Raw genomic sequence first — 26,078 nt, forward strand, 5'->3', positions numbered from 1 at the left:
AAAAGCAGACGTGCCATAATCTTATCAACCAACCTTTCGAGCATTCCATTCGTCACGGGTGATTTCCCAGAGTTCAGAATCCAACAGTCCGCTTACATACTCTTTCTTTTCAATCCTGATGAGTCGCATGCCACTGCTCTGTGAAATACGTTTGGAACGGTTATTGAGAACTGCTTTCGGCGCACGCAACACCGTCTTATTTAAGGAATTAAACCAATAATCTGTAGCTGCATTACAGGCCTCACGCATAAAGCCTTTGCCCTGATACTCCGGAGCTAACCAAAATCCCCGGTTATTATCCTCAACATCATACAGACAGATTAAACCTATCAGGTTGTCAGGCGTTTCACGATGTCTGATAGTCCAGAACCAAGCGATTCCATTTGCTATATCAGGCAAAGCAACGTTATTGACATAATTCTCGGCGCCATTATCCGGATAGGGCCATGGTACTGATGAGACCATGTACCGAACAATCTCCCAGCGAGGATAAAGTATCTGAATTTGTGAGGCATCTTCTGAGGATAATGGTTTTAACAGTAAGCGTTCTGTATAGAGTATAGGTATTGGCATCCACGCTTTTCCTTCCCGAGATTAATGTCTATTACTGTTTAAGCCATTAAATAGCTATCTCAATGTATCGTGATGTACAGAAAACATCCATACAATTGGAGGGGCAGTTTTTGGCACGGGGCTGCTGTTGCAGCCCTGACAACCTTAGACTTCAATTGATTCAGAGATCTCTAACACGTCATCGACTTCAATGCCCAGCTAACGGACTGTGCTTTCCAGTTTCTTATGACCCAACAGAAGTTGGATCACCTGGAGATTCTTGGTTTTCTTGTAGATCGGGTAAGGTTTTGTTCTTCTCATGTAATGTGTGCTGTAAAGCGAATCTTCGAAACCAAGCTTTTCTACCCACCCACGGAATATTCGGTTGTATTGCCGGGTTTAAATGTGCTGATTAGTTCCGACCCGAGACCGAAACAAGAAGTCTTTACTATGCAAATTGCCAAGCTTTATCAATGCAGCAACAGCTTCTCTTGTCCCTTTGCTTATCTCAAATTGCACAGGGCTAACGGTTTTCTGTTGCAACACCGTTGCTTTGCTTAAAACAGAGTTATCATATGCAACATCAGATACTTTGAGTTTGGCTAGGTCACAACCTCGTAGCTTACTGTCCAAAGCCATGTTGAACAGAGCAAGATCGCGTGTTTTACCTTCCAGCTCAAGTCGAATCCGGCTCCCCCAGATATGAGATATCTGAAGCGGCCTTTTTTGACCGATGATACGGTCTTTGTTCCACGGCGACGTGTTCATACTCAAATCTCCTGCAATGTGGGAGATTGGTTGTCCCTTATGAGCGAGGAAGAGACGTTACTGGATTAAGTGCATTAATCGTCATTATGTTTCTCACTCCAATATTGCCGATGATTTAGCAAATGGGTGATTAACGGCCAGTCTTTCTTATCTTTTGGTAATCTTAGGTTTCTTCCATCTAACTCTGCATATTCCGTCCCAGCTAGCTGTTCTGATATCCTTATTTTGAATTCACTATCAATCCAGAGCAAACCACGATCAAATAAAGTATGAATATCTGTTTTCAATAATAAACCATGTTGGGCGCGGGTATGCCAGGAACCGGCATAAGGAGTTATATGAGCAGCCTCTAGTAACACCAGGATAGAACAATCTGTTACCGCACATCTGCCGTCATAAGCTTCAATGAGTTTTCGTCTAAATGCGGGTTGTCCTTCCCGAACAATAACTTCACGCAGAGCCTTTAGACGGATGTCACCTTCATCCTCCGGGAATTCCGTGAATAATTCATCCCTCGCTTCAAGTACTAACCGATCATATGGCCTTGGTATAGCAATCTGAACTGGCGTTCTACCATCGTCGCCAATATCCCATGTCCCGTGCAGTTCTTGGACATACAGTTCATACCGTGTATTTCGTAGGTTTCCTGTACGAAACAACACGTCGTATGGGTTACCCTGGTCAGTACGAGCGCTTTTGCGGCTACCAAGATATCGATACCGTGAATTGCTATTAACAGTTAATGCATCCAGTTGAATGCGAATCTCGGTTTCTTTCAGAGTGGCGTTGCTGTTACGGATCCACTTAACAATATTTGCAGCAGAGGCGGAACCGAGTTGTGTCACGGCATACCATACACGTAGATATTGTGGATAGTGCATTTCTTCAGGGATGATACCTGGCTCACTAGCAACATATGTTGAGAAATTATGATGGCGCATCCACTCCCCCCATTGGCGAGAATGTGTACTAATACCTATGCGATGTGGTTCGCGTTTGCCAATTTCGTCATTAAATTCCTGTCGTGAGGGGGCTCGTCCTAGTTTCTCATAGAGTTCATCACAACACTCCCATACAGCTCGTACCAACTCACCTTGTGGATATCCATCTTTGCTAAGATTCAAAAGTATTCTCCGTCAATGAACATATCTTGAAATGAGTGATATCCAACTCTGACATATAATCCGCAACAATTCATCAGGCTTCTGTGAGCAAGAGGACGACTAACCGACTCAGTGCTAACCTATAAATCTTGATTAAGATCACTAAAGAATAAAAACTTTAACGATTATTTCACCGTCTTTAGAGGCTCTTTTCCCTTCAAGATCTGATTTAATCCCTTCTGAATTCGTAATGAACTTGTTTGGATCATAGATCACACACCATAGATTCTTGCAGTCCCAATGACGTCGGTAATGCTCAATATCAATAATGAGTTCATCACCTATTTTTTTGCATGATGCCGATCACGTACAATTTTTGTTTCCAGCACCAATTTATGTGCAGGCAACAAAAAATCCATTCGCGTGCTTGAACCTGCATAGCTTGGGGTAAATTCTTCAGGGCGGATATTCAAATTTCTAAAGACTAACTCTCTATGGCATAAGCAACTTCCGCTTTTGGCACGTAGCCGCCATGCCCTCACAACCAACATTCCCCCCTAACACGCTATCCACCGCCGCCCACAAACAAAAAAAGGCACGTCACCCGAATATGCAGAGAGAACGGGATGACGTGCCAAGGTGTTAAAACGGGAATATTATTGTTATCGATTCATCTGGAACAACGACATGCCCTGCATATCGCCGAAGGTTTTATAGGATGCCTGCAGCGCGGCCTGCTGCATAAAATACGAGGAGATCGACTCCGCCAGATCGGCGTCGGTCAGGGCGCTCATCTGCACCTCGTTGGTCATATCGCGCTCTTTGCCGATACTATCCAGCTGATCCATCTCCTGCAACTGGTTCCCCAGCTCCGCGCGCACGCTCAGCACCTTATTGTAGGAGTTATCGAGCCCGCGATTCGCCTTCGCCAGCGCATCGTTCACCTGCTGTTTGACGTCGTCATCGGCCCCCTGCTGCGGCGTTCTCAACGCTTCCAGCGCAATATCGATACTGGCGAACACATCGGCGACCGGATCGCTGCCATCCGGCTCTGGCTTCGGATTGCTGGTCAGCGCCATAAATACCGCATTGCCGGTGTGACCGATAGTCATGGTGCGGTTGGCATCAACCTTCTGTTCCACGGTTTTATCGCCGCCCTGATAGCCGATCGTCCCGCCATTATCGACAAACGGCGGCTTATCGTTTTCGTAGCCGCCAAACAGATAACGCCCGTTGCCATCAGTACTGTTGGCCTGGTTCAGCAACTGATCTTTAAGCCCCTGCAACTGCGTCGCCAGTGAATCGCGGTCGTTATCGCTCTCGGTGCCGCCAGCGTTAACAATTAGCGCCTTGATATCAGAAATGGTCGAGGTCGCCCCGGAGAGCACCGTCTCTTCCATCGACACGCTCTGGCGGGCGAAGGTGCGGGCCAGCGTATACTGGTTATTCTCCGCCTGCGACTGCGATAGCATCACCGCCCGCGATGCCGCTAACGGATCGTCGGAGGGATTAATCACCTTCTTGCCGGTGGAGAGCTGCTCGGCGGCCTTCATAAACAGCGACTGATTGCCGGTAATGCCGGTCATGTTCTGCTGGTACATCATGCTGGTGCTCATGCGCATGCTATCAATTCCCTAATACAATCAACGAATATTCAGCAGCGCGTCAAACAGCGAGCTGGCGGTTTGGATAACCTGCGCGTTAGCCATGTAATACTGCTGGAAGCGCAGGAGTTCGCCGTACTCTTCATCGAGGTTAACCCCGGAGAGCGACTGCTGTTGGCGCGTCAGTTGGGTGACGATATTGGACTGTGATTCGCTGCTCACCTTGGCGGCGGCGGTCTGGTTGCCGACGCCGCTGACGATCCCGGCATAGGCGCCGCTCAGCGTCGCTTTACCGTCAACCAGGTTTTTGGTTTGCAGATCGAGCAGTTTTTTGGCGTTATCGTTATCGCCACGGCCGCTGTCATCCTGACCGGCGGCGGCGATTTTTGCCGAATCGGTAATCGCCACTTTCAGGTTGCCCGCCACGTCGCTGACCGGCTTCACCGTGAAGCTGTCTTTCTTCTGCGCGTTGCCGTCGATGCTCACTTCGAGGCCATCGAAGCTCAGCGTCGTGTTGCCATCTTCATCAGTGCCCGCGGTGGCGTTAACCTTGACGTTATCCGGCAGGCGGCTGACCTGCCAGTTCTCGCCGTCATACTCGACGCGGTAATCGTTAGCCTTCACCTTACTGGTGTCGGTATAGGACACCGACAGCGACGCATTGCCGGTATTACTCGTGTTATCGACCACTCGCGCACCGCTGAAGCTGAAGAAATCTCCACCTTCGTCGCCATTGAGGTCAAAGCCCTCGCGATGCTGCTGGTTAAAGCTATCGGCCATCGCCAGCGCCAGTTGACCGAGCTGATTGCGCACGCCGTCCAGCGTTTCACTACGAAAACGCAGCACCCCGCTCAGGCTGCCGCTGGTAATCTGCCCTTCCGGCACCTCACTGGCGCCGCTGCCGCGGTTATAGCCGAGGGTCAGGCGCGACGGATCGCTACTGGAAGGCATCGCTTCCACCTGATAGCTATTGCTGCCCTGCACCAGCGTTAAGCCGTTAGCAAAGGAGACGGTATAGGCATCGCCGTCCTGCTGAGTCACCTGCACGCCCACCAACTGGTTAAGCTCAGTCACCAGTTGATCGCGCTGATCGAGCAACGCGTTCGGTTCACCGCCGGCGCTACCGCGCAGACGGGTGATCTCATCGTTCAGGCGGGCAATCTGCTGGCTGTAGCTGTTAATCTGCTGCGCAGTGTCGTTAATCTGCTGATTGACGCCGCTGTCCATATCACGCAGATATTTATCGGTATTGTTGAACTGGTTCACCAGGCCGTTGGCCTTGCCCAGCACCGTCTGGCGCGCGGCGTCATCGCCAGCGTTGCTTACCAGGTTCTGCAGGTTGGTGAAAAAGTCCTGCATGCTGCTCGACAGCGTATTGGTTTTGCTGGCCAGCAGGTTATCGATCTGCGAAATCTTTTCGTAGTAAGCGTTCTGCGAACCAGCCACGCTCTGCGCGCCGCGTAGCTGGTTGGTGATGAACTGGTTGTATTCACGGTTAACGCTGGTGACGGTCACGCCGTTACCGATAAACCCGCTCATGGTGGCCAGGCCACCGTTCTGCGCCAGAATCGCCGTCTGACGGTTATAACCCGCCACGTTGTAGTTAGAGATATTGTTGCTGACGGTACTGAGCGCCACCTGCGCCGCATTCAGTCCGCTCATCGCCGTATTGATTAAGCTATTGGACATCGTGATTCCTTATGCTGCCAAGTCAATTCGCTCAGCTTGCCGTTGTTATCGGCCGCCGGGGCGGAAACTTGAGTAAATCGGGTGGGAAAATCCCGGGTCGCGGCTGACGCCTCACCCGGGCTACAACGCCAATGGGTAGCCTGGCCTACGCGCAGCGCGAGGCGAGCTAGAACAGGTCGTTAATGTCCGCGGCGTAGGCTTTGACCGCCTGCGCCCCGGCATGCTTCATTTGCTGAATCACGCTGACCAGCTTGCTGGCGTACTGCGGGTCGGTAGCGTATCCCGCCCGTTGCAGTTCATGCGCCGCCTGTTCCGGGCTGGCGGCGGCGGCAACCGAGGCATAGCGCGGATTGTTGGTCAGCAGCTTGACGTAATCCGCAATCGCCGCGAAGTAAGAGTCATAAACGCGGAATTTGGCCTTCACCTTCTTCGCCACCCCCTGTTCAAACTCGGTGGTGGTGATCTCGGTGACCGGCCCCTTCCAGCTGCCGCCCGCCTTGATGCCAAACAGGTTGTAGCTCGGCGTGCCATCGGCGGTAGGGATTTCACGCTGCCCCCAGCCGGACTCCAGCGCCGCCTGAGCGACAATCAGTTGATGCGGGATCCCGCTCTGTTCGCTGGCGGCGCGTGCCGGCATTGACAGACGGGCGACAAAGTTGCCGTTGTTCAGCGACAGCGGCGCAACCGCCGTCGGCGCTTTCGGTACCGCTCGGCGGATCATCTGCTCCAGCGCCTGATTCGGCAGGGTCTGCAACACCTCGTTATCCAACGCCATCGGCGACGTTCCTGCCGTCTCGCTGGGTACCGCGTTGGCGTTGCTCATCTGCCTGACCATCATGTCGGCCAGCCCTAAGCCTTTTTGCGACATCTGCTGCGCAATCTGCTGATCGTACATTGAGGTGTAGAGCCGGGTCTGATCGCTGCTGAGGACACCATCCTGCGGCAGCGCGGCGCGCATGCTCTTGAGCATCATCTGCACGAACATCCCCTCCACCTGTTGTGCCACCTGCTTGAGGTTGCCCTGCGGGTCGGCGGCGGCATCGCGCTTCAGGCCGTTCAGCGCCTGGGCGTCATAGGCGGCGCCCGACATCGCCATCAGATCGCTGGCCATTAGATAATTTCCAGTTTGGCGCGCAGGCAACCGGCGCTTTGCATCGCCTGCAGAATCGACATCAGGTCGATCGGCGTCGCCCCCAGCGCGTTCAGCGCGCGCACCACATTATTGAGGTTAGCGCTGGCATTCACCTTCTGTAGCGAACCGCCCTGCTGCTGCATCGAAATCTGAGTATTTGGCGTTACAACCGTCTGGCCGCCGCCGAACGGCGTGGTCGGCTGGCTAACGGTCGTCTGTCTGTCGACCACCACCGACAGATTGCCCTGCGCCACCGCGCACGAATCAAGGATCACGTCGCGGTTCATCACCACCGAGCCGGTACGCGAGTTGATGATCACTTTGGCATCCATCGTCCCAACGGTAATGTTGATGTTCTGGATCTCGGCGAGGAAACGTACCTGCGAGCTGTTGCCCTGCGGCACCAGCACCTGAATCGTCCGCGCATCAAGCGGCGACGCGGTACCGCCGCCGCGCTGGCGGTTGATGGCATCGCTAATCTGCTGCGCGAGAGTAAAGTCTTCATCATTGAGCTGCAGGTTGAGTACCCCGCCGCTGCCGAAGGTGGTCGGCAGTTCGCGTTCGATAGTCGCGCCGTTGCTGATGCGCCCACCGGCCAACTGGTTCACCTGGACGCTGCTACCGCCCGCCGCGGCCCCGGCGCCGCCCACCAGCACGTTGCCCTGCGCCAGCGCATAAACCTGATTATCGACACCCTTAAGCGGCGTCATCAGCAACGTACCGCCGCGCAGGCTTTTGGCATTACCCATCGACGACACCACCACATCGATATTCTGCCCAGCACGCGAGAACGGCGGCAGTTTCGCGGTGACCATCACCGCGGCGACGTTTTTCAGCTGCATATTGGTGCCCGGCGGCACGGTAATACCGAGCTGCGACAGCATGTTGCTCAGGCTTTGGGTGGTAAACGGCGTCTGCATAGTCTGGTCGCCGGAGCCATCGAGCCCCACCACCAGGCCGTAGCCGATTAAGGCGTTATCGCGCACGCCCTGTACCGTCACCAGATCGCGGATACGTTCCGCCGCCGCCGGTAGGCTGGCCGCGCCGATCAGCAGCGCGACGATGAGTTTTTTAATCATGTGAATCTCTTTTCAGTAACACCGTCGCCGGCCGTTGCAAATAATCCATCCGTTAATACGGGGAGACGTTGAGGAAGAACCGCTGCAGCCAGCCCATCGTCTGCGCTTCGTTGATATAGCCGTTGCCGACATACTCGATGCGCGCGTCCGCCACCTGTGTCGAGGTCACCGAGTTGTTACCGCTGATGGTGCGCGGATTAACCACCCCGGAGAAGCGGATAAATTCGGTGCCCTGGTTGATGGCGATCTGTTTTTCGCCCACCACGTGCAGGTTGCCGTTGCTCAGCACCTGGTTGACGGTAACGGTAATGGTGCCGTTAAAGGTGTTATTGGCGTTGGCCCCGCCTTTCCCGCCAAAGCTGTTATCGCCGGAGATATCCATATCGGCGCGGGCGTTGCCCAGCAGGCCGTCTAAGTAGCGCGGCGCGGTCGCCACGCCGAACTTGCTCGAACCGTTGCGGCTGGCGTTGGCGGAAGAACTCTTACTGGCGCTGACGTTTTCCTGCAGCACGATGGTCAGGGTGTCGCCGACGTTACGCGGGCGGCGGTCTTCGAACAGCGGCTGGTAGCCGTAGTTCATTGGCTGCGCGGCCTGGAAAATGGAGCCGTTCGGCACCGGCGCGGCTGGCGGCGCGGGCTGCGCCGACGTTGAGCCGTCAACCAACGGTTTGTGCGGAATATACGCGCAGCCGCTCAGCGTCAGCATCACCATGCCCGCCAGCCAGCGTTGTCCCTGGCGCGGCAGGGTTGCCATCGAATGTGTGGTTACCACGGGGTATCGCCTTTATTGCACCAAAAAAGCGACGGGCGCAGCACGCGACGCCCGTCATCAAACATTACAGCTGGGTCAGCTTCTGCAGCATCTGATCCGACGTCGAGACCGCCTTGCTGTTGATCTCATAGGCGCGCTGGGTCTGGATCATGTTGACCAGTTCTTCCGCCACGTTGACGTTGGAGGTTTCGACATACCCCTGATACAGCATACCGGCGCCGTTCAGACCCGGCGTGCTCTCATTCGGCGCGCCGGAACTTTCAGTCTCCTGGTACAGATTCTCGCCGACGCTTTCCAGACCGCTGTCATTAATAAAGGTGGTCAGCGTCAGCTGCCCGACCTGCTGGGCGGCGGTCTGCCCCTGCTGGGTAACGCTAACAATGCCATCGCGAGCGATGGTGATGGTTAACGCGTTCGCCGGAATGGTAATCGCCGGTTGCACCTGGAAGCCGCTGGCGGTGACCAACTGGCCGTTCTGGTCAATCTGGAACGAGCCGTCACGGGTGTAGGCCTGGCTGCCGTCCGGCAGCAGTACCTGGAAGAAGCCCTGGCCTTTAATCGCCACGTCTTTGCTGTTGTTGGTCTGCGACAGGTTGCCCTGGCTATGCAGGCGCTCGGTAGCGACCGGGCGCACGCCGGTGCCGATTTGCAGGCCGGAAGGCAGCGTGGTCTGTTCGGAGGACTGCGCCCCCGGTTGACGCATGGTCTGATACAGCAGGTCTTCAAACACCGCGCGCTGACGTTTAAAGCCGTTAGTGCTGACGTTAGCCAGGTTGTTGGCGATCACGTCCATATTGGTCTGCTGCGCATCAAGACCGGTTTTTGCAATCCATAAAGAGGGAATCATTGGTTATTTCCTTTGGCCGCGGGCCGTTAACAACGGCCCGACCGGCTATCAGCTGACTGAAAGCAGAGAATTCGCCCGTTGCTCATTCTCATCCACGCTGTGGATGACCTTCATTTGCATTTCAAAGCGACGGGCGTTGGCGATCATGTCGACCATGGTCTCCATCGGCTTCACGTTGCTGCCCTCCAGTACGCCCGGCATCACCCGCACCTGCGGGTCATTGGCCAACTGGTTGCCGCGCCGTTGCTGGGTTTCCGGGGTTAAGCGGAACAGGCCATCATCGCCGCGCATCACCTCGCGCGCGTCAGCTTTCACCAGCTTCAGGCGACCAATTTGCGCGATGGTGTTCGGCGGGTCGCCGGGATTCAGCGCGGAAATCGTGCCGTCAGCGGCAATAGTGATTTCCGCCGACGGCGGAACCTCAATCGGGCCGCCGTCGCCCATCAGCGGCATCCCCTGCACCGTTAACTGGCCGTTGGCGGAGATCTGAATCCCACCGTTGCGGGTGTAAGCTTCGCCACCGCCCGGCAGGCTCACCGCCAGAAAGCCGTCCTGTTGCAGCGCCACATCCAGCGGGCGCGCGGTGTAGTTCAGCGCTCCCTGGCTCATGTCGGCGCCCGGCGTCGAAGCCGCCACCAGCGTGCGGGTGGCGAGACTCGGCCCATCGACCGGCACTGCGCGCAGCGCGGCAAGCTGGGCGCGAAAGCCCGGCGTCGAGGCGTTGGCGAGATTGTTGGCGGTGATCGACTGCTGCTCCAGCGTCTGGCGTGCGGCCCCCATCGCGGTATAAATCGCGTGATCCATAGCTCAATCCCGTTAGCGCAGGCTGACCAACGTCTGCAGGATCGAATCCTGCGTCTTGATGGTCTGGGCGTTGGACTGATAGTTACGCTGGGCGACGATCATGTTCACCAGTTCCTGGCTCAGATCGACGTTGGATGATTCCAGCGCGCCGCTGGTCAGCTTGCCGAAGCCGCCGCCGCCCGACAGCCCCACGCGTGGTTGACCAGACGCGCCGGTCTCCTGCCAGACGTTATCGCCCTGCGACGCCAGCCCTTCCGGGTTAGAGAAATTCGCCATCACGATCTGCCCCAGCACCTGGGTCTGCTGGTTGGAGTAGATACCGACCACGGTACCGTCGTCGTTAATCTGGAAGCTGGTGTATTCACCGGCGGCATAGCCGTCCTGCGCGACTTTACTCACCGAGTCGCTGCCGACGTTCTGCTGCATGCTGCCAGCGAAGTTGAGGGTGAAGGTTTGCGCCGGAGCGCCGTCTTTCGCGCTCATCGGGATCGTCATGCTGAACTCGCCCGCCTGGCCATCAACGCTCACCAGATTGCCGCTAGTATTAAACTCCATGGTCCCGGCACTGACCGCCTCCGCACTACCATCCTGGGTATACACCTGCCATTTGTTATCGTCGGTTTTGACGAAGTAGGCATTGATGTTGTGCGCGTTGCCCAGCGAATCGTAAGCGGTGATGGTGTTGACGTAGTTGTAGCTGTCCTGTTTGGTCGGATCGAAGGTCTTGTTCTCCGGTACCTTATGGGTGGACTTCAGGTTGACGACCATTTCGCCGGAAGTCGAGGCTCTGGCGTTCATCATCCCTTCCGGAATGCTCAACGGCACCGGATTGGCGCCCTGCTGGATCGTCGGCGGCGTACCGGCTGCCGGATAACCGGTCAACTGCAGGCCCTGCATGTTGGTCAGGTTGCGGTTTTCATCCAGCTTGAATTGACCGTTGCGGGTATAGAAGATGCCGCCGTCTTTATCCTGCATGCGGAAGAAGCCATTGCCGTTAATCGCCACATCCAGCGCGCGGCTGGTTCCGGTGGTGGTGCCGCCGCTGAAGTTCTGGGTAATCCCGGAGACTTTTACCCCCAGTCCGACCTGCGAACCGGCGAACATGTCGGCAAACGAGACGCTGCCGGATTTAAACCCCGCGGTCGCGGAGTTAGCGATGTTGTTGCCAATCACGTCAAGATTGGTGGCCGCCGCGTTTAAGCCGCTGACCGCCTGAGAAAAGGCCATGTTACTCTCCAAATATTTAGGGTATCGATAAAATCCAACTGCGCGTTACAGGATCTGCCGGACTTCTTCGAGGCTGGCGTTGCCAGCAAGGCCCAGATCCAATTTCGCGCCGCCGCTGTCGTTAATCACGCCGTTGACCATGCCGAAATGCAGGCTGCGCGCCACCAGCTGCTCGCCGTTACCTTTGGCGTTAATCGCCACTTTGTAGGCGCCGTCCGGCGCGGTGGTGCCATCATCGAGCGAGCCGTCCCAGGTAAAGGCGTGTACCCCGGCGGTCAGGCCGCCGATCTCAATGGTGCGCACCACCTGGCCGCTGGCGTTGGTGATGGTCGCGGTGACCTGATCGGCGGCGCGTTCCAGTTCAACGCCGAACGGCGTGGTGCTGACCTGTTCGTCTTTACTGCCGACCAGAATATTGTTGCCCGGCACCATCACGCCATGGCCAATCAGCGCGCTGGCCTGCAGCGACTGATTGCTGTTGATCTGCCCGGAGATCGCCCCAAGCGTAGTGTTGAGTTTTTCGATGCCCTGCACGGTGTTGATCTGCGCCAACTGCGACGTCAGTTCGTTGTTCTGCATCGGGTTGGTCGGGTCCTGGTTTTTTAACTGCGCCACCAGCAGCGTCAGAAAGCTGTTATGCAGATCCTGGCTGTTGCTGTTTTTGCTGACGGAATCAAGAACCGCGTTATTGGTCGATTCATTGGTGGTTGCGGTGATAGCCATCGGGATCTCCGGTTACTGACCCAGCGTCAGGGTTTTCATCATCATCGACTTGGTGGTGTTGAGCACCTCGACGTTGGCCTGATAGCTGCGGGAGGCGGAGATGGTATTGACCATTTCGCTCACCACATCGACGTTCGGCATGCGCACGTAGCCTTTGGCGTCAGCCAGCGGGTTGCCCGGCTGATACACCATCCGCGCGGGCGCCGGATCATCCACCACCTGCGAAACGCGCACGCCGCCGGTCTGCTGCCCTGCTGCCGCCGCGACTTCAAAGACCACCTGCTTCGCGCGGTAGGGTTCGCCGTCCGGGCCGGTCACGCTATCGGCATTGGCCATGTTACTGGCGCTGACATTCATACGCTGCGACTGAGCCGAGAGCGCCGAGCCGGAGATATCAAAAATATTGAGTAAAGACATCCGCCTTATCCTTGTTGCAGTACCGACATCATCCCTTTGATCTGACCGTTGAGCAGCGTCAGGTCGGTCTGATATTTCAGGCTGTTGTCAGCAAAGTGGGTACGTTCGCGATCCATGTCCACCGTATTACCATCCATCGACGGCTGGTCCGGCACCCGAAACAGGAGATCCAGCGTAGGTGGCTGCATGGTCTGCGCCGGAATATGACGGGCCGCCGTCAGGTTTAGCGCCATGCCGTTGCCATTCACCCGGCCCTGTTCCAGTACCTTATTCAGCTGGCTGGCGAAATCGATATCCCGCGCCTGATAGCCCGGCGTGTCTGCGTTGGCGATATTAGCAGCCAGGATTTCCTGGCGTTGGGCGCGCAGGTTCAGCGCCTCCTGGCCAAAACGCAGAGCAGCGTCCAGTTTGTCGAGCATGCTCCCTCCGCGAGGTTAGAATTTGGAGCCGACAGCATAAACGCCCCCTGCGCCAACCTATCGCGGGAATAAGGGCAAAATGGGCCGCTATTTATCTGTTTAGTCCAGGGAGCCAGCCGTTACACTTATTCCCCTCTTCGGGGTGGAATGAGTAAAACGCGATGAAAAGTAAAATCCTGCTGGTTGGCCTGCTGCTCAGCCTGAACGCCCACGCCGATACGCTGGCGACGCAAATTGACCGCTTCATTAAAAGCCAATTCAGCGATAATAATGTGCAGGTAAAGGTGCTGGTACGCACGCCGCCCGCCCAGTGGCCGCCATGCGAGCAACCGCAGCTGTCGCTGCCGCCCAATACACGCCTCGGCGGCAATATCAGCGTCTCCGCGCGTTGCGGGCAGGAGCGGCGTTTTATTCAAACTCAGGTGCAGGTGTTTGGCCGCTATCTGGCGGCGGCGCGCGGCATCAGCGCCGGAACGCCGCTTACCGCGGCGGATATCGTGCTAAAACCGGGGCGGCTTGATACCCTGCCGCCGCGGACGCTGCGCGAAAACAACAAAGCGCTGGGCGCCGTGAGCCTGCGTAATATTAGCCCCGGGCAGCCGCTGACGCTGACCATGCTGCGCCGCGCGTGGGTTATCAAAGCCGGTCAACCGGTACAGGTGATGGCCGAGGGCAACGGATTTACGATTAACGGCGCTGGTAAAGCGATGAATAACGCGGCCGCCGAAGATAGCGTGCGCGTGCGCATGGCTTCCGGCAAAATCATCAGTGGCATCGCCGAAGAGGATGGTTCCATCCGCATGACGTTATAAAAAAGTAAAGGTTTGCCAGAACCTGCCGATAATCAAGTCAGAGACACATTTTGGAGATGGACCATGAGTATCGATCGCACCCAGCGGTTACAGCCGGTTTCCACGGTGCAGCCGCGTGAAACCCCGGCCGACAACCCGCTCCAGCCGCGTAAAGCCGCGGCGGCGGAAACCGCCGTTAGCGCCACCAAAGTGAAACTGAGCGATGCACAGGCGCGGCTGATGCAGCCGGGCACCCAGGATATTGATATGAACCGGGTCGAGGCCATCAAACAGGCGATTCGCAGCGGCGAGCTGAAAATGGACGCCGGAAAAATCGCCGACGCCTTGCTGCAAGATGCGCACAACGATATTCAGCGCCTTGCCGGTAGCAAAACAGATAAGGTCTGATGATGGATAAATTGCGTACCCTGCTGGATAAGCTGGCGGAAACTCTGCGGGCGCTGGAAAGCGTGCTGGCGGAAGAGCATCAGTTGTTGTGTTCGGATTCATTGCCCGGCGTGGCGCTACAGCGCGTCACCGATACCAAGAGCCAGTTGCTGGCGACTGTCGCCTGGCTGGATCAACAGCGCCCGGCGTTGGAAGCTAACCTCGCGCTGCGCGCGCCTTATGACGCGGAGGTAAACCTAGGCGAACGCTGGCAGCAGATCCAGCAGTTAAGCCAGCGTTTACGCGATAAGAATCAACATAACGGCCTGTTGCTCAATCAGCAGATCGCGCATAACCAGCAGGCGCTGGCAATTCTCAGTCAGAATAATAAATCACTATACGGGCCGGACGGCCAGTCGCGCGCCGGCAGCCTGCTGGGTCGCAAAATCGGCGTCTGAACCACTTCCTCTTTATCCTCCCGAATGGCGACGGCTACCCGTAGTGCCGTTTTTTGTCAGGTGGCGCTACGCTTACCTGACCTACCATTCCGTGCCGTTTGTCGCCCCGTAGCCCTGCTAAGCGTAGCGCGAGCAGGGAAACACGACGCTTACCTGACCTACGTTTCCGTGCCGTTTGTCACCCCGTAGCCCTGCTAAGCGTAGCGCGAGCAGGGAAACGCGACGCTTACCTGACCTACGTTTCCGTGCCGTTTGTCACCCTGTAGCCCTGCTAAGCGCAGCGCGAGCAGGGAAACGCGACGCTTACCTGACCTACGTTTCCGTGCCGTTTGTCACCCTGTAGCCCTGCTAAGCGCAGCGCGAGCAGGGAAACGCGACGCTTACCTGACCTATAGTTCAGCATTCAGCCTGTAGGAATATTGACTACTGATAATTGACAATCACCTGGTTGGCCATCACCCGTAGCGGCGGATTCAACGCCCCGCGCGATTGCACGGAATAGACAAAGCGCAGCGGTCCCTGCGCCGCCTCGCCCGCCAGCGCATGGCTGGTGCCGCTGGCGCTGGCCAGCGGGATACAGCGATTCACGCTACACAAATGTACCTGTAACCCCGCAGGCTCCGCCGATAGCAGGCGATAGCGCCAGCTCACCGTCTCGATCCGCGCATTGGCGGTCGGCAGCGGGTTTGGCGGACTCAGCGCAGCGGAGGTATCGCTCATTCCGGCCCGCTCAAGAGTGACGCCCGGCCCCTCGGCCACCCACGATCCTGACGCCGCCGCGCTAAATGGCAGCAGCAGACATAATAAAGGGGCATAGCGTTTCATCAGGCGGCTCCTATCGTTGACGTCATGCGGATCTGGCGATCGTCGTTAATCTCCAGATTCGACAGCACCGCCATTTGCGGCAGACTGCGGCGCAGGAAGCGCGCTAGCAGAGGTCGCAGCGCGTGGTTAACCAACAGCACCGGCGGCGCACTGAGCATCTCCTGGCGCTGCAACGCCTGCCGCGCCTGCTCCAGCAGACGATCGGCCAACCCCGGCTCAAGACCGCCGCCGCCCTGCAGCGCCTGAAGCAGCAGCCGCTCAAGTTGAGTATCCAGGCCGATAACCTGAATTTCGCCGGTGCCAGGGAACCACTGCTGAGCAATCGCCCGCCCCAGCGCCACACGCACCACCGTGGTCAGCTCATAAGGGTCGCTCTGCGTCGGCGCATGTTCCGCCAGCGTCTCGATAATGGTACGCATATCGCGGATCGACACCCGCTCGGCAAGCAGATTTTGCAGCACTTTATGCAGGGTGGTCAGCGAAACCACGCCCGGCACGAAATCTTCGGTCAGTTTCGGCATCTCCTGCGCCACCCGATCCAGCAGTTGCTGGGTCTCCTGGCGGCCAAACAGCTCGCTGGCGAACTGGCCTATCAGATGGTTAAGATGCGTCGCCACCACGGTACTGGCCTCCACCACCGTATAGCCCTGGATCTGCGCCTGTTCGCGCAGCGCGCTATCAATCCATACCGCTTCCAGACCGAAGGCCGGATCAATGGTTTTGTCCCCTGCCAGCTCGCCGATGGCGTTACCCGGGTTAATCGCCAGCCAGCGCCCCGGCTGCGCCTCGCCGCTGCCGATTTCCACCCCCTTCATCAGAATGCGATAGCGGGCGGGCGCCAGTTCAAGGTTATCGCGAATATGTACCACCGGCGGCAGATAACCCATCTCCTGGGCAAATTTCTTGCGGATGCCGCGAATACGGCCCAGTAGCTCGCCGTTCTGCTGAAAATCAACCATCGGGATCAGCCGGTAGCCCACTTCCATACCCAGCGGATCTTCCAGTTGGACGTCGGCCCAGCTGGCTTCGGCGGCCTGGGTATTTTCCTGCACGATCGGTTCGTCGGCGGTTTTCGGCGCCTGCTTTTCACGCCCGCGCAACCACCACGCCAGCCCCAGCAGCGCCGCGGTAAACAGCAGGAACACCAGGTTCGGCATACCCGGCACCAGGCCAAGCAGCCCGAGCACCCCGGCGCACAGTAGCATCACTTTCGGGTTATTAAACAGCTGGCCGACCATCTGCTCGCCGACATCCTGATCGGTTGCCACGCGGGTGACGATCACCCCAGCGGCGGTGGAGATCACCAACGCCGGGATCTGCGCGACCAGGCCGTCGCCGATGGTCAGCAGCGTGTAGCTTTCCGCCGCCGCCCCCAATGCCATGCCGTGCTGCACGACACCGACCAGCAGGCCACCGACCACGTTGATCACCATGATCATTAACCCGGCGATAGCGTCGCCACGGACAAACTTACTGGCGCCGTCCATCGAGCCGTAGAAGTCGGCTTCCTGGGTCACTTCGGCGCGGCGTTTTTTCGCCTCTTCCTCGCCGATAAGCCCGGCGTTCATATCGGCGTCGATCGCCATCTGCTTGCCCGGCATACCATCGAGCACGAAACGCGCGCCCACTTCGGCAATACGCCCGGCCCCCTTGGTGATGACCATAAAGTTGATCAACACGAGGATGATAAACACCACAATACCGATGGCGAAGTTGCCGCCGACCAGGAAGTGGCCAAAGGCTTCCACCACCCGCCCCGCGGCGGCGGCCCCGGTGTGCCCTTCCATCAAAATGATGCGCGTCGAGGCGACGTTGAGCGACAGACGCAGCAGCGTCGAGAACAGCAGGATGGTCGGAAACGCGGCGAAGTCCAGCGTGCGCTGGGTAAACATCGCCACCAGCAGCACCATAATCGACAGCGCAATATTGAAGGTAAACAGCAGGTCGAGGATAAACGCCGGTAGCGGCAGCACCATCATCGACAAAATCAGCAGGATCAGGATCGGGCCTGCCAGCACCTGCCACTGCGTATCTTTAAAATTCCCCGGCAAACGAAGCAGGGAGGCCAAATTAGCCATCAGAGTCACTCTCTCTTGCAAAATCCAGTGCTTCCGGCACCGGTAAACGTTGAGGTTTTTTCGGGATCAGGCCGCCCTCGCGTCGCCAGCGGCGCAGTTGATAGACCCAGGCCAGCACTTCGGCGACCGCGGCATACAGGGTGGCGGGAATATGTTGTCCAATGTCGCTATGGCGGTAGAGCGCGCGGGCCAGCGGCGGCGCTTCGAGCATCGGGATGCGATGTTCCGCCCCCAGCTCGCGGATGCGTAGCGCAATCTCCCCCGCCCCTTTGGCCAGCACTTTCGGCGCGCTCATTTTTTTATCGTTGTACTGCAGGGCCACGGCGTAGTGCGTCGGGTTGGTCACAATCACGTCCGCTTTCGGCACATCGGCCATCATCCGCCGCTGAGCGATCGCCCGCTGCTGCTGGCGAATACGTCCTTTGACATGCGGATCACCTTCCTGGTCTTTGAATTCGTCGCGGATATCCTGTTTGGTCATCTTCAGCTTTTTGAAGTGGCTCCACAGCTGGTAAAACACATCAAACGCCACCATCGGCGTCAGCCCGAGCACCACCAGAAAACCGCAGTAGAGGATCATTTGCAGTGCATTAGCCAACGCATCGAGCGGTTGCTGGGTCATCAGATGCAGCATTGCCGCCCAGTTGTGCCACAGGTACAACCCGGTGACCCAGCCGACCAGCGTGGCTTTGAGGATCCCTTTCAGCAATTCGGCCAGCACCTGGGTCGAAAACATACGCTTAAACCCGGAGAGCGGATTCAGCCGCTTCAGATCGAATTTGAGCGACTTAGCGCTGAACAAAATACCGCCGAGCAGCATCGGCGCGGCGAGCGCCACCAGCACCAGTCCGGCCATCACCGGCAGCAGCGCCAGTACCGCCTGCCGCAGCAGCATTCCCAGCTGACGCAGCATCTGTTTGTCATTGCTGACCATCCCGTGGTCAAAGTGCAGGCCCTGAATCAGCATCTCGGAAAGTTGGCGGGTGATGTTGCTGCCGGACATCAGGATGATGGCGAGCCCCGCCACCAGCATCAGTACCGACGTCAGCTCGCGCGATCGCGGGATCTGGCCCTCTTCGCGCGCCTTCTCCAACCGGTGGGCGGTGGGGGCTTCGCTTTTTTCCAGATCGCTATCTTCGGCCAAGCCTGAGCTTCCTGTGTCGGGAGGGTAAAGAATGGCGGTCAGCATGCCAAAAAAATGGCGATGTCATTGGCGGAACAACGGCGAAAAAGGCGGGTTATTTCACGGATGAAGGCAAAATAGCGGCTGGGGCGCAGCGTCCTGCGCCCCGCCCCACTCAGAAACCGAGGCTGTCGAGTAAATCATCGACCTGCGCCTGGTTGGCGATGACGCCGACGCCGTTCTGATCGAGCTGCGGGCCGTTGAGCAGGCTATCGTTGGCCCGTTTCTCTTTGACCGGCTGCTCCGGCATGTTTTCCATCAACACCATCAGCAGCTGTTTTTCGATCTCCTGCACCACGTCCATCATGCGCTTAATCACCTGACCGGTCAGGTCCTGGAAATCCTGCGCCATCATGATTTCCATCAGTTGGACGTTGGTAAAAGCGGTATGATCCGGCACCTGATCCAGATACTCGCGGGTATCGGTCACCAGCGTGCGCGCGTCATCCAGTTCGATCGGATTGGCGAACCACGCATCCCAGCGCGATTTCAGCGCGCTGGCGCCGGACTCCAGCTCGGCCTGGCGCGGCTGCGCCGCCTCCACGCAGCTCAATGCCCGTTCCGCTGCCTGCGCCGTCATGGTGACAACGTAATCAAGGCGGTCGCGGGCATCCGGGATCGCCTCGGCCGCCTGGGCAATCGCCTGATCGAGCCCCAGCTCGCGCATGCTGTCGCGCAGCATGCGGGTAAGCTGGCCGATACGGGAGATAATCTCCCCCGCGGTCGCTGCATCGCTGGCAGGCATTGGAATCTCTCTCATCGCCCTCTCCTTACATGCCCAATTTTTCGAAAATCTTGTTGAGCTTTTCTTCCAGCGTCGCCGCCGTAAAAGGTTTCACCACATAGCCGCTGGCGCCCGCCTGCGCGGCGGCAATAATATTTTCTTTTTTCGCTTCCGCCGTCACCATCAATACCGGCAGCGCCGCCAGCGCGCCGTCGGCGCGAATGGTCTGCAGCAGCTCAAGGCCATCGATGTTCGGCATATTCCAGTCGGAAACCACGAAATCAAAGCTGCTGGCGCGCAGCTTATTCAGCGCATCCGCGCCATCTTCCGCCTCTTCCACGTTGTTGAAGCCGAGCTCTTTAAGCAAATTTCTGATGATGCGACGCATGGTGGAAAAGTCGTCGACAACCAGAAAACGGAGATTCTTATCTGCCATTACTACCCCTGAACAGTGTCATTTTTTAACTCACTTCACACCACGCCGCCGGGCTCCCCGACGGCGTGAAATTAAATTCGCAGCGCCTGACCGCCGGCTATCTGCGCCAGCATGCGTTGGCTCATGCGTTCCAGTTCAACCACTTCGCTAACCCCGCCACTGGCGATGGCCTCGCGCGGCATGCCGAACACCACGCAGCTCGCTTCGCTCTGCGCCAGGGTGTAAGCCCCGGCACGGTGCATTTCCAGCATCCCCTGCGCGCCGTCGTTGCCCATCCCGGTGAGGATCACCCCCACTGCATTACGCCCGGCGTGGCGGGCAACCGAGCGAAACAGCACCTCCACCGACGGACGGTGGCGATTCACCGGCGGGCCGTCGTGCAGCTTGACCTGATAATTGGCCCCGCTGCGCGCCAGCTCCAGATGGCGATCCCCCGGCGCGATATAGGCATACCCCGGCAGCACGCGCTCGCCGTCTTCCGCCTCTTTCACCGTGATTTGGCACAGCTTGTTCAGCCGCTCCGCGAACGAACGGGTGAACCCCGGCGGCATATGTTGGGTGATTAGCAGCGCCGGACTGGTGGCGGGCAGCGGCTGCAGCACCTGGCGAATCGCTTCGGTGCCGCCGGTGGACGCGCCGATGGCGATCAGCTTCTCGCTGCTCAGCAGCGGGCCGTGGCTTAAGATAGCCGGCGGCTGTCCGGCGGCGCGCTGCGGCAGCCGCGCCCGGGCGGCGGTGCGAATTTTTTCAGCGATCAGTTCGCTGTAGGCCAACATGCCTTCGCGAATGCCAAGCTGCGGTTTGGTGACAAAATCCACCGCCCCCAGCTCCAGCGCGCGCAGGGTAATTTCCGAACCTTTACCGGTCAGAGATGACACCATGACTACCGGCATCGGCCGCAGCCGCATCAGCTTTTCAAGGAAATCGAGGCCGTCCATCCGCGGCATTTCGACGTCCAGCGTCAGCACCTGCGGGTTAAATTTTTTGATCAGATCGCGTGCGACCAGCGGGTCTGGCGCGACCGCCACCATTTCCATATCAGTGTGGCCATTGACGATTTCGGTCATCAACTGGCGCATCAGAGCCGAATCGTCGACACATAACACTCTGATTTTACTCATCACTTCTCCTTGGTCAGCCCATACACGGTCTGTCCACGCAGGTAGAAATCCCGGCTGATCTGGCTGAAATTCTCGGAGTGACCGGCAAAGAGCAGCCCCCCCGGTTTAAGCAAGGGGACAAAGCGGCGCAGGATGCGCTCCTGCGTCGGCTTATCGAAATAGATCATCACGTTGCGACAAAATATCGCGTCGAACGGCCCCGGTAGCGCCCACTCCGGCGCCAGCAGATTCAACGGTTGGAAATTGACCCGCGTCGCCAGCTCCTGACGCACGCGTACCAGCCCCTGATGCGGCCCGGTGCCGCGCAGGAAATAACGCTGCATCTGGGCCGGCGTCAGAGTGCGCAGGCCTTCATGGCGATAAATACCTGCTTCGGCTTTTTCCAGTACCTGGGTGTCGATATCGCTGGCCCATATCTGGCTGCTGCTGAGGCGTTCTCCCAGCGCATCGCCGAGCGTGATGGCGATCGAATACGGCTCTTCGCCGGTAGAGGCGGCGGTGCTCCACACGCTATAGCTTCCCGGGCGCGAACGCGCATGTTCAGCCAGTATCGGGAAGTGGTGCGCCTCGCGAAAGAACGCCGTCAGGTTGGTGGTGAGCGCGTTGATAAACGCCTGCCACTCGGCGCTGTGTGGGTCACCTTCCAGTCGCGCCAGATAGTCGCCGAAGTCGTTGAGCCCCAGCAGGCGTAGGCGGCGCACCAACCGGTTGTAGACCATCTCGCGCTTATGCGCCGCCAGGACGATCCCGGCACGCTGATAAATCAGCTGGCTAATGCGGCGAAAATGGACGTCGGACAGCGGCAGGCGCTGGGCCATCTGCGCCAGCACCGATCCGCCGTCACGGTGAACCGTTGACGATGCCTGCTTCATGCCGATTCACCGGCACAAAGGATGCTGCTTATGCGGTTTGACAATCCTGACTCTCCTTTAGCGAGGATGAAGCGGCGCTGGCGCCGTTTTCCGGCGCGACGAAGTTGTCGTCCGCCAGACGGAATACCGCCACCGCATCGGCCAGGGTAATGGCCTGCTCTTCCAGCGCAGAAGCGGCGGAAGCTGATTCCACCACCAGGGCGGCGTTCTGTTGCGTGACCTGATCCATCTGGGTGACCGCCTGGGTCACCTGCTCGATACCGCGACTTTGCTCATCGGAAGCGGAAGCGATTTCCCCCATAATGTCGGTCACCCGGGTCACTGAACGCACGATGTCCTGCATAGTGGCACCGGAGTTTTCCACCAGCACCGAGCCGTGTTTGACGCGGCTGACGGATTCATCGATCAGCAACTTAATTTCTTTTGCCGCCTGAGCGCTGCGGCTCGCCAGGTTACGTACTTCTCCGGCAACCACCGCGAAACCGCGCCCCTGTTCGCCAGCGCGCGCCGCTTCCACCGCCGCGTTGAGCGCCAGGATATTGGTCTGAAAAGCGATGCCGTCGATGACGCTGGTAATGGCGCCGATTTTTTGCGAACTGTTGGCGATATCGTGCATGGTGGTGACCACGTCATCCGCCAGCTCGCCGCCTTTGGCGGCGGTTGAGGAGGCATCACGCGCCAGCTGCGACGCCTGGCGGGCGTTGTCGGCGTTCTGTTTCACCGTCGCCGTCAGTTGCTCCATGCTGGCGGCGGTTTCTTCCAGCGAGGCCGCCTGCTGCTCGGTACGCGAAGAGAGATCGTTGTTGCCTTCGGCAATCTCCTGCAGACCGATGAGAATCGACTCCGCGCCGTCGCGTACCGCGCCGACGGTGCCAATCAGCGATTGCTGCATGCGCTGCAGGCTGGCAAACAGCTGGCTGATTTCATTGCGGCCATACACCTGCACCGGCGCGGACAGATCGCCGCTGGCGATACGTTCAAAATGACCGCGAATAATATTCAGCGGCTGCACCAGCATGGTCCGTAGCCACCACATCGCGCTGGCGGTGACCACCAGCAGCATCAGTACCGCGCCGGCAACCAGCCAGATTGACCAGCCGTAGGCCTGCTGGCTGGAGGCGCTGGCCTCATCGGTCGTCGCTTTCGCCAACTGCAGATACTGCACAAAATCCGCCTCGAAGCGGTCCTGTATTTTCTGCGTCGGTTGGTCCATGAAGGCCTGCAGGTTGCGGTTTTCGAGGAACACGATCAGCTCGCGCAGCGCCGTACGCAGCTGCCCGTAGCTGTCGCGGGTGGCATCGGCCAACTGTTGTTCCTGCTCATCCGCCCGCGGCGTGTCGAGGAACTGGTTGAAATAGAGGTCCGCTTTTTGCAGCGAGCTGCGGGCGCCGCCCATCAGCGCGTCGACCTGCTCCTGCGGCACCTTCAGCGCCGCGCGGGTACCGGCGCGGTTGAGGGTATTGCGCGCCTGCAGCAGCGATACCCAACTGAGGCTGAGCGCATCGCGCTGCTGGCTGCTGACGGTAATACGTTCAAGATTATGGTTGTCGGCGCGCAGCGCGACGTAAGAGAGCCCGGTGCTAATCAATTGCATCACGCAAAAGGAGATCAGCAGCAGGAAAAGACTGGTAGAGATACGGATTCGGTTAAACATAGCAATCTCCTGGGTAGCCGGTCTCGGCCGGCTTACAACGGAAGAAAGGCAACCGCGCGTAGGAATGCGGTTGCCTGTACCAGCTAGAACGTCTCCCAGTTATCCTGGTAGTCGCTGGCGCTGGTTTTTTTATGCGTAGCGATGGCGGCAGGCGCGGCTTTATGCGCGGTCGGCGCTTTAAACTCATCCTGCCCTTCGGCCTTCAGACGGAAGACGGCGACCGACTGGGTCAGCAGGCTGGCCTGCTCCTCCAGCGCGGCGGCGGCGGAGGCGGACTCTTCCACCAGCGAGGCGTTCTGCTGGGTGACGCGATCCATTTCCGCTACCGCCTGGCCGACCTGATCGATACCGCGACTTTGCTCATCGGAGGCAGACGCGATTTCGCCCATGATGTCAGTCACGCGGGTGACCGCATTGACGATATCGCCCATGGTGTCGCCAGCGCTTTCCACCAGCACCGAGCCCATATCCACGCGGTTGACCGAATCTTCGATCAGCGCTTTGATCTCTTTTGCCGCCTGGGCGCTGCGCTGCGCCAGGTTGCGTACTTCCCCCGCCACTACCGCGAAGCCGCGGCCCTGTTCACCAGCGCGCGCCGCTTCCACCGCGGCATTGAGCGCCAGGATGTTAGTCTGGAAGGCAATGCCGTCGATCACGCCGGTAATATCGGCAATCTTCTGCGAGCTGCTGGCGATGTCGTGCATGGTTTCCACCACGTTGGCCACCACTTTGCCGCCCTTCTGCGCGGTTTCGGAGGCGCTCAGCGCCAGCTGGCTGGCCTGACGGGCGTTTTCGGCGTTCTGTTTCACCGTCGCCGTCAGCTGTTCCATGCTGGCCGCGGTCTCTTCCAGCGATGCCGCCTGCTGCTCGGTACGCGACGAGAGATCGTTGTTGCCGGCGGCAATTTCCGACGCGCCGCTATAGATAGCATCCGCGCCCTGACGCACGCCGCTCACCGTTTCGATAAGCTCGTTCTGCATGTGCCTGAGGCTCGCCGCCAGCACGCCGATTTCGTTACGGCTGGTCACCGGGATCGGCTGGGTCAGGTCGCCGGAGGCAATACGTTTGATGTGTTCAATCATGCGGTTAAGCGGACGCACCAGAATATGGTGAATGCCCATCCAGACACCAACGATCGCCGCCAGCACCACAATGATGACTACGATTAAGGTCCAGATAGCCGAGTTATAAGAACTGTTGCTGCCGTCAACGGCGATCTGATACAGCTTGCCGTTTTGTTGCAGATAAGCGTTATAGGTCTGCTCGAAATCGTCCTGGTATTTTTGCGTCGGCTGATCGAAGAAAGCGTTGATTTTGCCCTCGCCCAGCAGTTGGATCAGCTCAGACAGCGCGCCGTACAGAATGCCGTACTGCTGCTTCAGCTTTTCCGTCGCCTGCGGATCCTGGCGCGGGTCCTGCGGAATTTTTTCATAGGCGGTGTAGTTGCGATCGGCGCGCGCCAGCTCTTCTTTCGCTTTCCCCAGCAGTTCGTCGATAGTCGCGCCGCTGCCGATTTTGTTGGTATCCATCATGTAGCGGATCCCTGCGCGGTTCAGGGAGTTGCGCGCCTGCAGCAGGTCGACCCGGCTTTCACTCAGCAGCAACTGCTGCTGACGGATGGTTTGCAGGACGGTAAAGTTTTCTTTGTCGCTTTTCAGCGACGAGAAAAACAACCCGCCTGATATCAGCTGCAATGCGCCAAATAGCACCAGCACTAACAAAAGACTGGTGACGACCTTAATACGATTAAACATGTTTCCCCTTCCTGGAAGCCTGAACGGACAGGCTTTGCGTATGTGACTGAAAGGGTTATCGGCGGGCGGGAGGGGAACTTTATGCCCGGCGGGGACTATTTTTGCGCGCTGCGACAGGCCTCGCAAGATAAGGGGCGCGGCGATCGCGCCCCGGCGATTAATGGCTTTTGGCGACGTTATCGACCAGCGCCATCTCTTCGCTGCTGAGCAGTTTTTCGATATCCACGAGGATCAGCATACGCTCGCCGAGCGCGCCGAGACCGGTGAGGTACTCGGTCGCCAGCGTCACCGCGAACTCCGGCGCCGGGCGGATTTGCTCGGCGGTCAATGACAGCACATCAGAGACGCCATCGACCACGATGCCGACCACTCGCTGGCCGAAGTTAAGCACGATCACCACCGTGTTTTCATCATAAGAAACGCCCTGCTGGGCGAATTTAACTCGCAGGTCGATAATCGGCACGATCACCCCGCGCAGGTTGGTCACCCCCTTGATGAAATCCGGGGTGTTGGCAATGCGCGTCACCTGATCATAGCCGCGGATCTCCTGCACTTTCAGGATATCGATGCCGTACTCTTCATTGCCGAGGGTAAAAATTAAAAACTCCTGACCTACCGTTTCGCCAGCCAATTTGCTGACGGTTGCTAATCCTGCCATG

The 26,078-nt window shown here is 58.1% G+C and carries 28 protein-coding genes and 1 pseudogene; 3 read left to right on the forward strand and 26 right to left on the reverse strand.

The annotated features are described in order from the left end of the window. Positions 1 to 24: 24 nt before the first annotated feature. The 16 genes and pseudogenes from PYR66_14855 to flgB all read right to left on the reverse strand — a co-directional run bounded on the left by PYR66_14855 (position 25) and on the right by flgB (position 13,136). Entirely contained in the window at positions 25 to 573 is a 549-nt protein-coding gene (locus PYR66_14855) for a GNAT family N-acetyltransferase (protein WEF26602.1), read from the reverse strand. A 198-nt stretch (positions 574 to 771) separates the two neighbouring features. Further along, positions 772 to 1,320: pseudogene (locus PYR66_14860) on the reverse strand (tyrosine-type recombinase/integrase). Between the two features lie 74 nt (positions 1,321 to 1,394). Beyond that, positions 1,395 to 2,444 (reverse strand): HNH endonuclease, encoded by a 1,050-nt coding sequence (locus tag PYR66_14865; GenBank protein WEF26603.1) that lies wholly within the window; start codon positions 2,442 to 2,444, stop codon positions 1,395 to 1,397. Between the two features lie 141 nt (positions 2,445 to 2,585). After that, positions 2,586 to 2,744 (reverse strand): hypothetical protein, encoded by a 159-nt coding sequence (locus PYR66_14870; GenBank protein WEF30463.1) that lies wholly within the window; start codon positions 2,742 to 2,744, stop codon positions 2,586 to 2,588. A 20-nt stretch (positions 2,745 to 2,764) separates the two neighbouring features. Next, entirely contained in the window at positions 2,765 to 2,842 is a 78-nt protein-coding gene (locus PYR66_14875; protein ID WEF30464.1) for a hypothetical protein, read from the reverse strand. Positions 2,843 to 3,085: 243 nt separating this feature from the next. Beyond that, complete coding sequence (flgL, locus tag PYR66_14880) at positions 3,086 to 4,045, reverse strand: flagellar hook-associated protein FlgL (GenBank protein ID WEF26604.1); 960 nt, start codon at positions 4,043 to 4,045, stop codon at positions 3,086 to 3,088. Between the two features lie 21 nt (positions 4,046 to 4,066). Further along, positions 4,067 to 5,716 (reverse strand): flagellar hook-associated protein FlgK, encoded by a 1,650-nt coding sequence (gene flgK, locus PYR66_14885; GenBank protein ID WEF26605.1) that lies wholly within the window; start codon positions 5,714 to 5,716, stop codon positions 4,067 to 4,069. A 166-nt stretch (positions 5,717 to 5,882) separates the two neighbouring features. Continuing rightward, the gene (gene flgJ, locus PYR66_14890) at positions 5,883 to 6,827 is read right to left on the reverse strand and encodes a flagellar assembly peptidoglycan hydrolase FlgJ (GenBank protein ID WEF26606.1); all 945 of its coding nucleotides are present in this window, start codon (positions 6,825 to 6,827) and stop codon (positions 5,883 to 5,885) included. Beyond that, the gene (locus PYR66_14895; protein ID WEF26607.1) at positions 6,827 to 7,927 is read right to left on the reverse strand and encodes a flagellar basal body P-ring protein FlgI; all 1,101 of its coding nucleotides are present in this window, start codon (positions 7,925 to 7,927) and stop codon (positions 6,827 to 6,829) included. Before PYR66_14895 ends, flgJ begins: the two co-directional genes overlap by 1 nt. Positions 7,928 to 7,979: 52 nt before the next feature. Further along, entirely contained in the window at positions 7,980 to 8,681 is a 702-nt protein-coding gene (gene flgH, locus PYR66_14900; GenBank protein ID WEF30465.1) for a flagellar basal body L-ring protein FlgH, read from the reverse strand. An 82-nt stretch (positions 8,682 to 8,763) separates the two neighbouring features. After that, the gene (gene flgG / locus PYR66_14905; GenBank protein WEF26608.1) at positions 8,764 to 9,546 is read right to left on the reverse strand and encodes a flagellar basal-body rod protein FlgG; all 783 of its coding nucleotides are present in this window, start codon (positions 9,544 to 9,546) and stop codon (positions 8,764 to 8,766) included. 48 nt (positions 9,547 to 9,594) lie between these two features. Beyond that, a complete protein-coding gene (locus PYR66_14910; GenBank protein ID WEF26609.1) occupies positions 9,595 to 10,350 on the reverse strand; it encodes a flagellar basal body rod protein FlgF in 756 nt (251 codons plus the stop codon). Between the two features lie 12 nt (positions 10,351 to 10,362). Continuing rightward, on the reverse strand, positions 10,363 to 11,577 hold the full coding sequence (flgE, locus tag PYR66_14915; protein WEF26610.1) for a flagellar hook protein FlgE: 1,215 nt from the start codon (positions 11,575 to 11,577) through the stop codon (positions 10,363 to 10,365). 45 nt (positions 11,578 to 11,622) lie between these two features. Beyond that, entirely contained in the window at positions 11,623 to 12,300 is a 678-nt protein-coding gene (flgD, locus tag PYR66_14920) for a flagellar hook assembly protein FlgD (GenBank protein WEF26611.1), read from the reverse strand. 12 nt (positions 12,301 to 12,312) lie between these two features. Then, complete coding sequence (gene flgC, locus PYR66_14925; protein ID WEF26612.1) at positions 12,313 to 12,717, reverse strand: flagellar basal body rod protein FlgC; 405 nt, start codon at positions 12,715 to 12,717, stop codon at positions 12,313 to 12,315. A 5-nt stretch (positions 12,718 to 12,722) separates the two neighbouring features. After that, entirely contained in the window at positions 12,723 to 13,136 is a 414-nt protein-coding gene (gene flgB / locus PYR66_14930) for a flagellar basal body rod protein FlgB (protein ID WEF26613.1), read from the reverse strand. A gap of 161 nt (positions 13,137 to 13,297) precedes the next feature. Between flgB and flgA the strand changes: the two genes are divergently transcribed. The 3 genes from flgA (at position 13,298) to flgN (ending at position 14,772) form a co-directional block, all read left to right on the forward strand. Further along, positions 13,298 to 13,948 carry a flagellar basal body P-ring formation chaperone FlgA gene (flgA, locus tag PYR66_14935; protein WEF26614.1) on the forward strand — a complete coding sequence of 217 codons (651 nt, stop codon included), beginning with the start codon at positions 13,298 to 13,300 and terminating at the stop codon, positions 13,946 to 13,948. A 63-nt stretch (positions 13,949 to 14,011) separates the two neighbouring features. Continuing rightward, positions 14,012 to 14,335 carry a flagellar biosynthesis anti-sigma factor FlgM gene (gene flgM / locus PYR66_14940; protein ID WEF26615.1) on the forward strand — a complete coding sequence of 108 codons (324 nt, stop codon included), beginning with the start codon at positions 14,012 to 14,014 and terminating at the stop codon, positions 14,333 to 14,335. A gap of 2 nt (positions 14,336 to 14,337) precedes the next feature. Beyond that, positions 14,338 to 14,772 (forward strand): flagellar export chaperone FlgN, encoded by a 435-nt coding sequence (flgN, locus tag PYR66_14945; protein ID WEF30466.1) that lies wholly within the window; start codon positions 14,338 to 14,340, stop codon positions 14,770 to 14,772. Positions 14,773 to 15,195: 423 nt separating this feature from the next. On the opposite strand, the gene PYR66_14950 is transcribed toward flgN, so the two are convergent. The 10 genes from PYR66_14950 to cheW form a co-directional block, all read right to left on the reverse strand. After that, positions 15,196 to 15,597 (reverse strand): flagellar protein FlhE, encoded by a 402-nt coding sequence (locus PYR66_14950; protein ID WEF26616.1) that lies wholly within the window; start codon positions 15,595 to 15,597, stop codon positions 15,196 to 15,198. Continuing rightward, entirely contained in the window at positions 15,597 to 17,675 is a 2,079-nt protein-coding gene (gene flhA / locus PYR66_14955) for a flagellar biosynthesis protein FlhA (GenBank protein WEF26617.1), read from the reverse strand. Before flhA ends, PYR66_14950 begins: the two co-directional genes overlap by 1 nt. After that, the gene (gene flhB / locus PYR66_14960; GenBank protein WEF26618.1) at positions 17,668 to 18,819 is read right to left on the reverse strand and encodes a flagellar biosynthesis protein FlhB; all 1,152 of its coding nucleotides are present in this window, start codon (positions 18,817 to 18,819) and stop codon (positions 17,668 to 17,670) included. Before flhB ends, flhA begins: the two co-directional genes overlap by 8 nt. A 154-nt stretch (positions 18,820 to 18,973) precedes the next feature. Then, positions 18,974 to 19,618: a protein phosphatase CheZ gene (cheZ, locus tag PYR66_14965; protein ID WEF26619.1), complete on the reverse strand. Its 645-nt coding sequence runs from the start codon at positions 19,616 to 19,618 to the stop codon at positions 18,974 to 18,976. 10 nt (positions 19,619 to 19,628) lie between these two features. Then, entirely contained in the window at positions 19,629 to 20,018 is a 390-nt protein-coding gene (gene cheY / locus PYR66_14970; GenBank protein ID WEF26620.1) for a chemotaxis response regulator CheY, read from the reverse strand. Between the two features lie 71 nt (positions 20,019 to 20,089). Further along, the gene (locus PYR66_14975; protein WEF26621.1) at positions 20,090 to 21,139 is read right to left on the reverse strand and encodes a chemotaxis response regulator protein-glutamate methylesterase; all 1,050 of its coding nucleotides are present in this window, start codon (positions 21,137 to 21,139) and stop codon (positions 20,090 to 20,092) included. Next, the gene (cheR, locus tag PYR66_14980) at positions 21,139 to 22,011 is read right to left on the reverse strand and encodes a protein-glutamate O-methyltransferase CheR (protein WEF26622.1); all 873 of its coding nucleotides are present in this window, start codon (positions 22,009 to 22,011) and stop codon (positions 21,139 to 21,141) included. The genes PYR66_14975 and cheR overlap by 1 nt, the downstream gene beginning before the upstream one ends. A 28-nt stretch (positions 22,012 to 22,039) precedes the next feature. Beyond that, positions 22,040 to 23,665: a methyl-accepting chemotaxis protein gene (locus PYR66_14985; GenBank protein WEF26623.1), complete on the reverse strand. Its 1,626-nt coding sequence runs from the start codon at positions 23,663 to 23,665 to the stop codon at positions 22,040 to 22,042. Positions 23,666 to 23,748: 83 nt separating this feature from the next. Further along, positions 23,749 to 25,419, reverse strand: a complete 1,671-nt coding sequence (locus tag PYR66_14990; GenBank protein WEF26624.1) for a methyl-accepting chemotaxis protein — start codon at positions 25,417 to 25,419, stop codon at positions 23,749 to 23,751. Positions 25,420 to 25,576: 157 nt separating this feature from the next. Beyond that, entirely contained in the window at positions 25,577 to 26,077 is a 501-nt protein-coding gene (gene cheW, locus PYR66_14995; protein ID WEF26625.1) for a chemotaxis protein CheW, read from the reverse strand. Position 26,078: the final 1 nt, after the last annotated feature.

This window comes from Klebsiella aerogenes (assembly GCA_029027985.1).
Classification (GTDB): domain Bacteria; phylum Pseudomonadota; class Gammaproteobacteria; order Enterobacterales; family Enterobacteriaceae; genus Klebsiella; species Klebsiella aerogenes_A.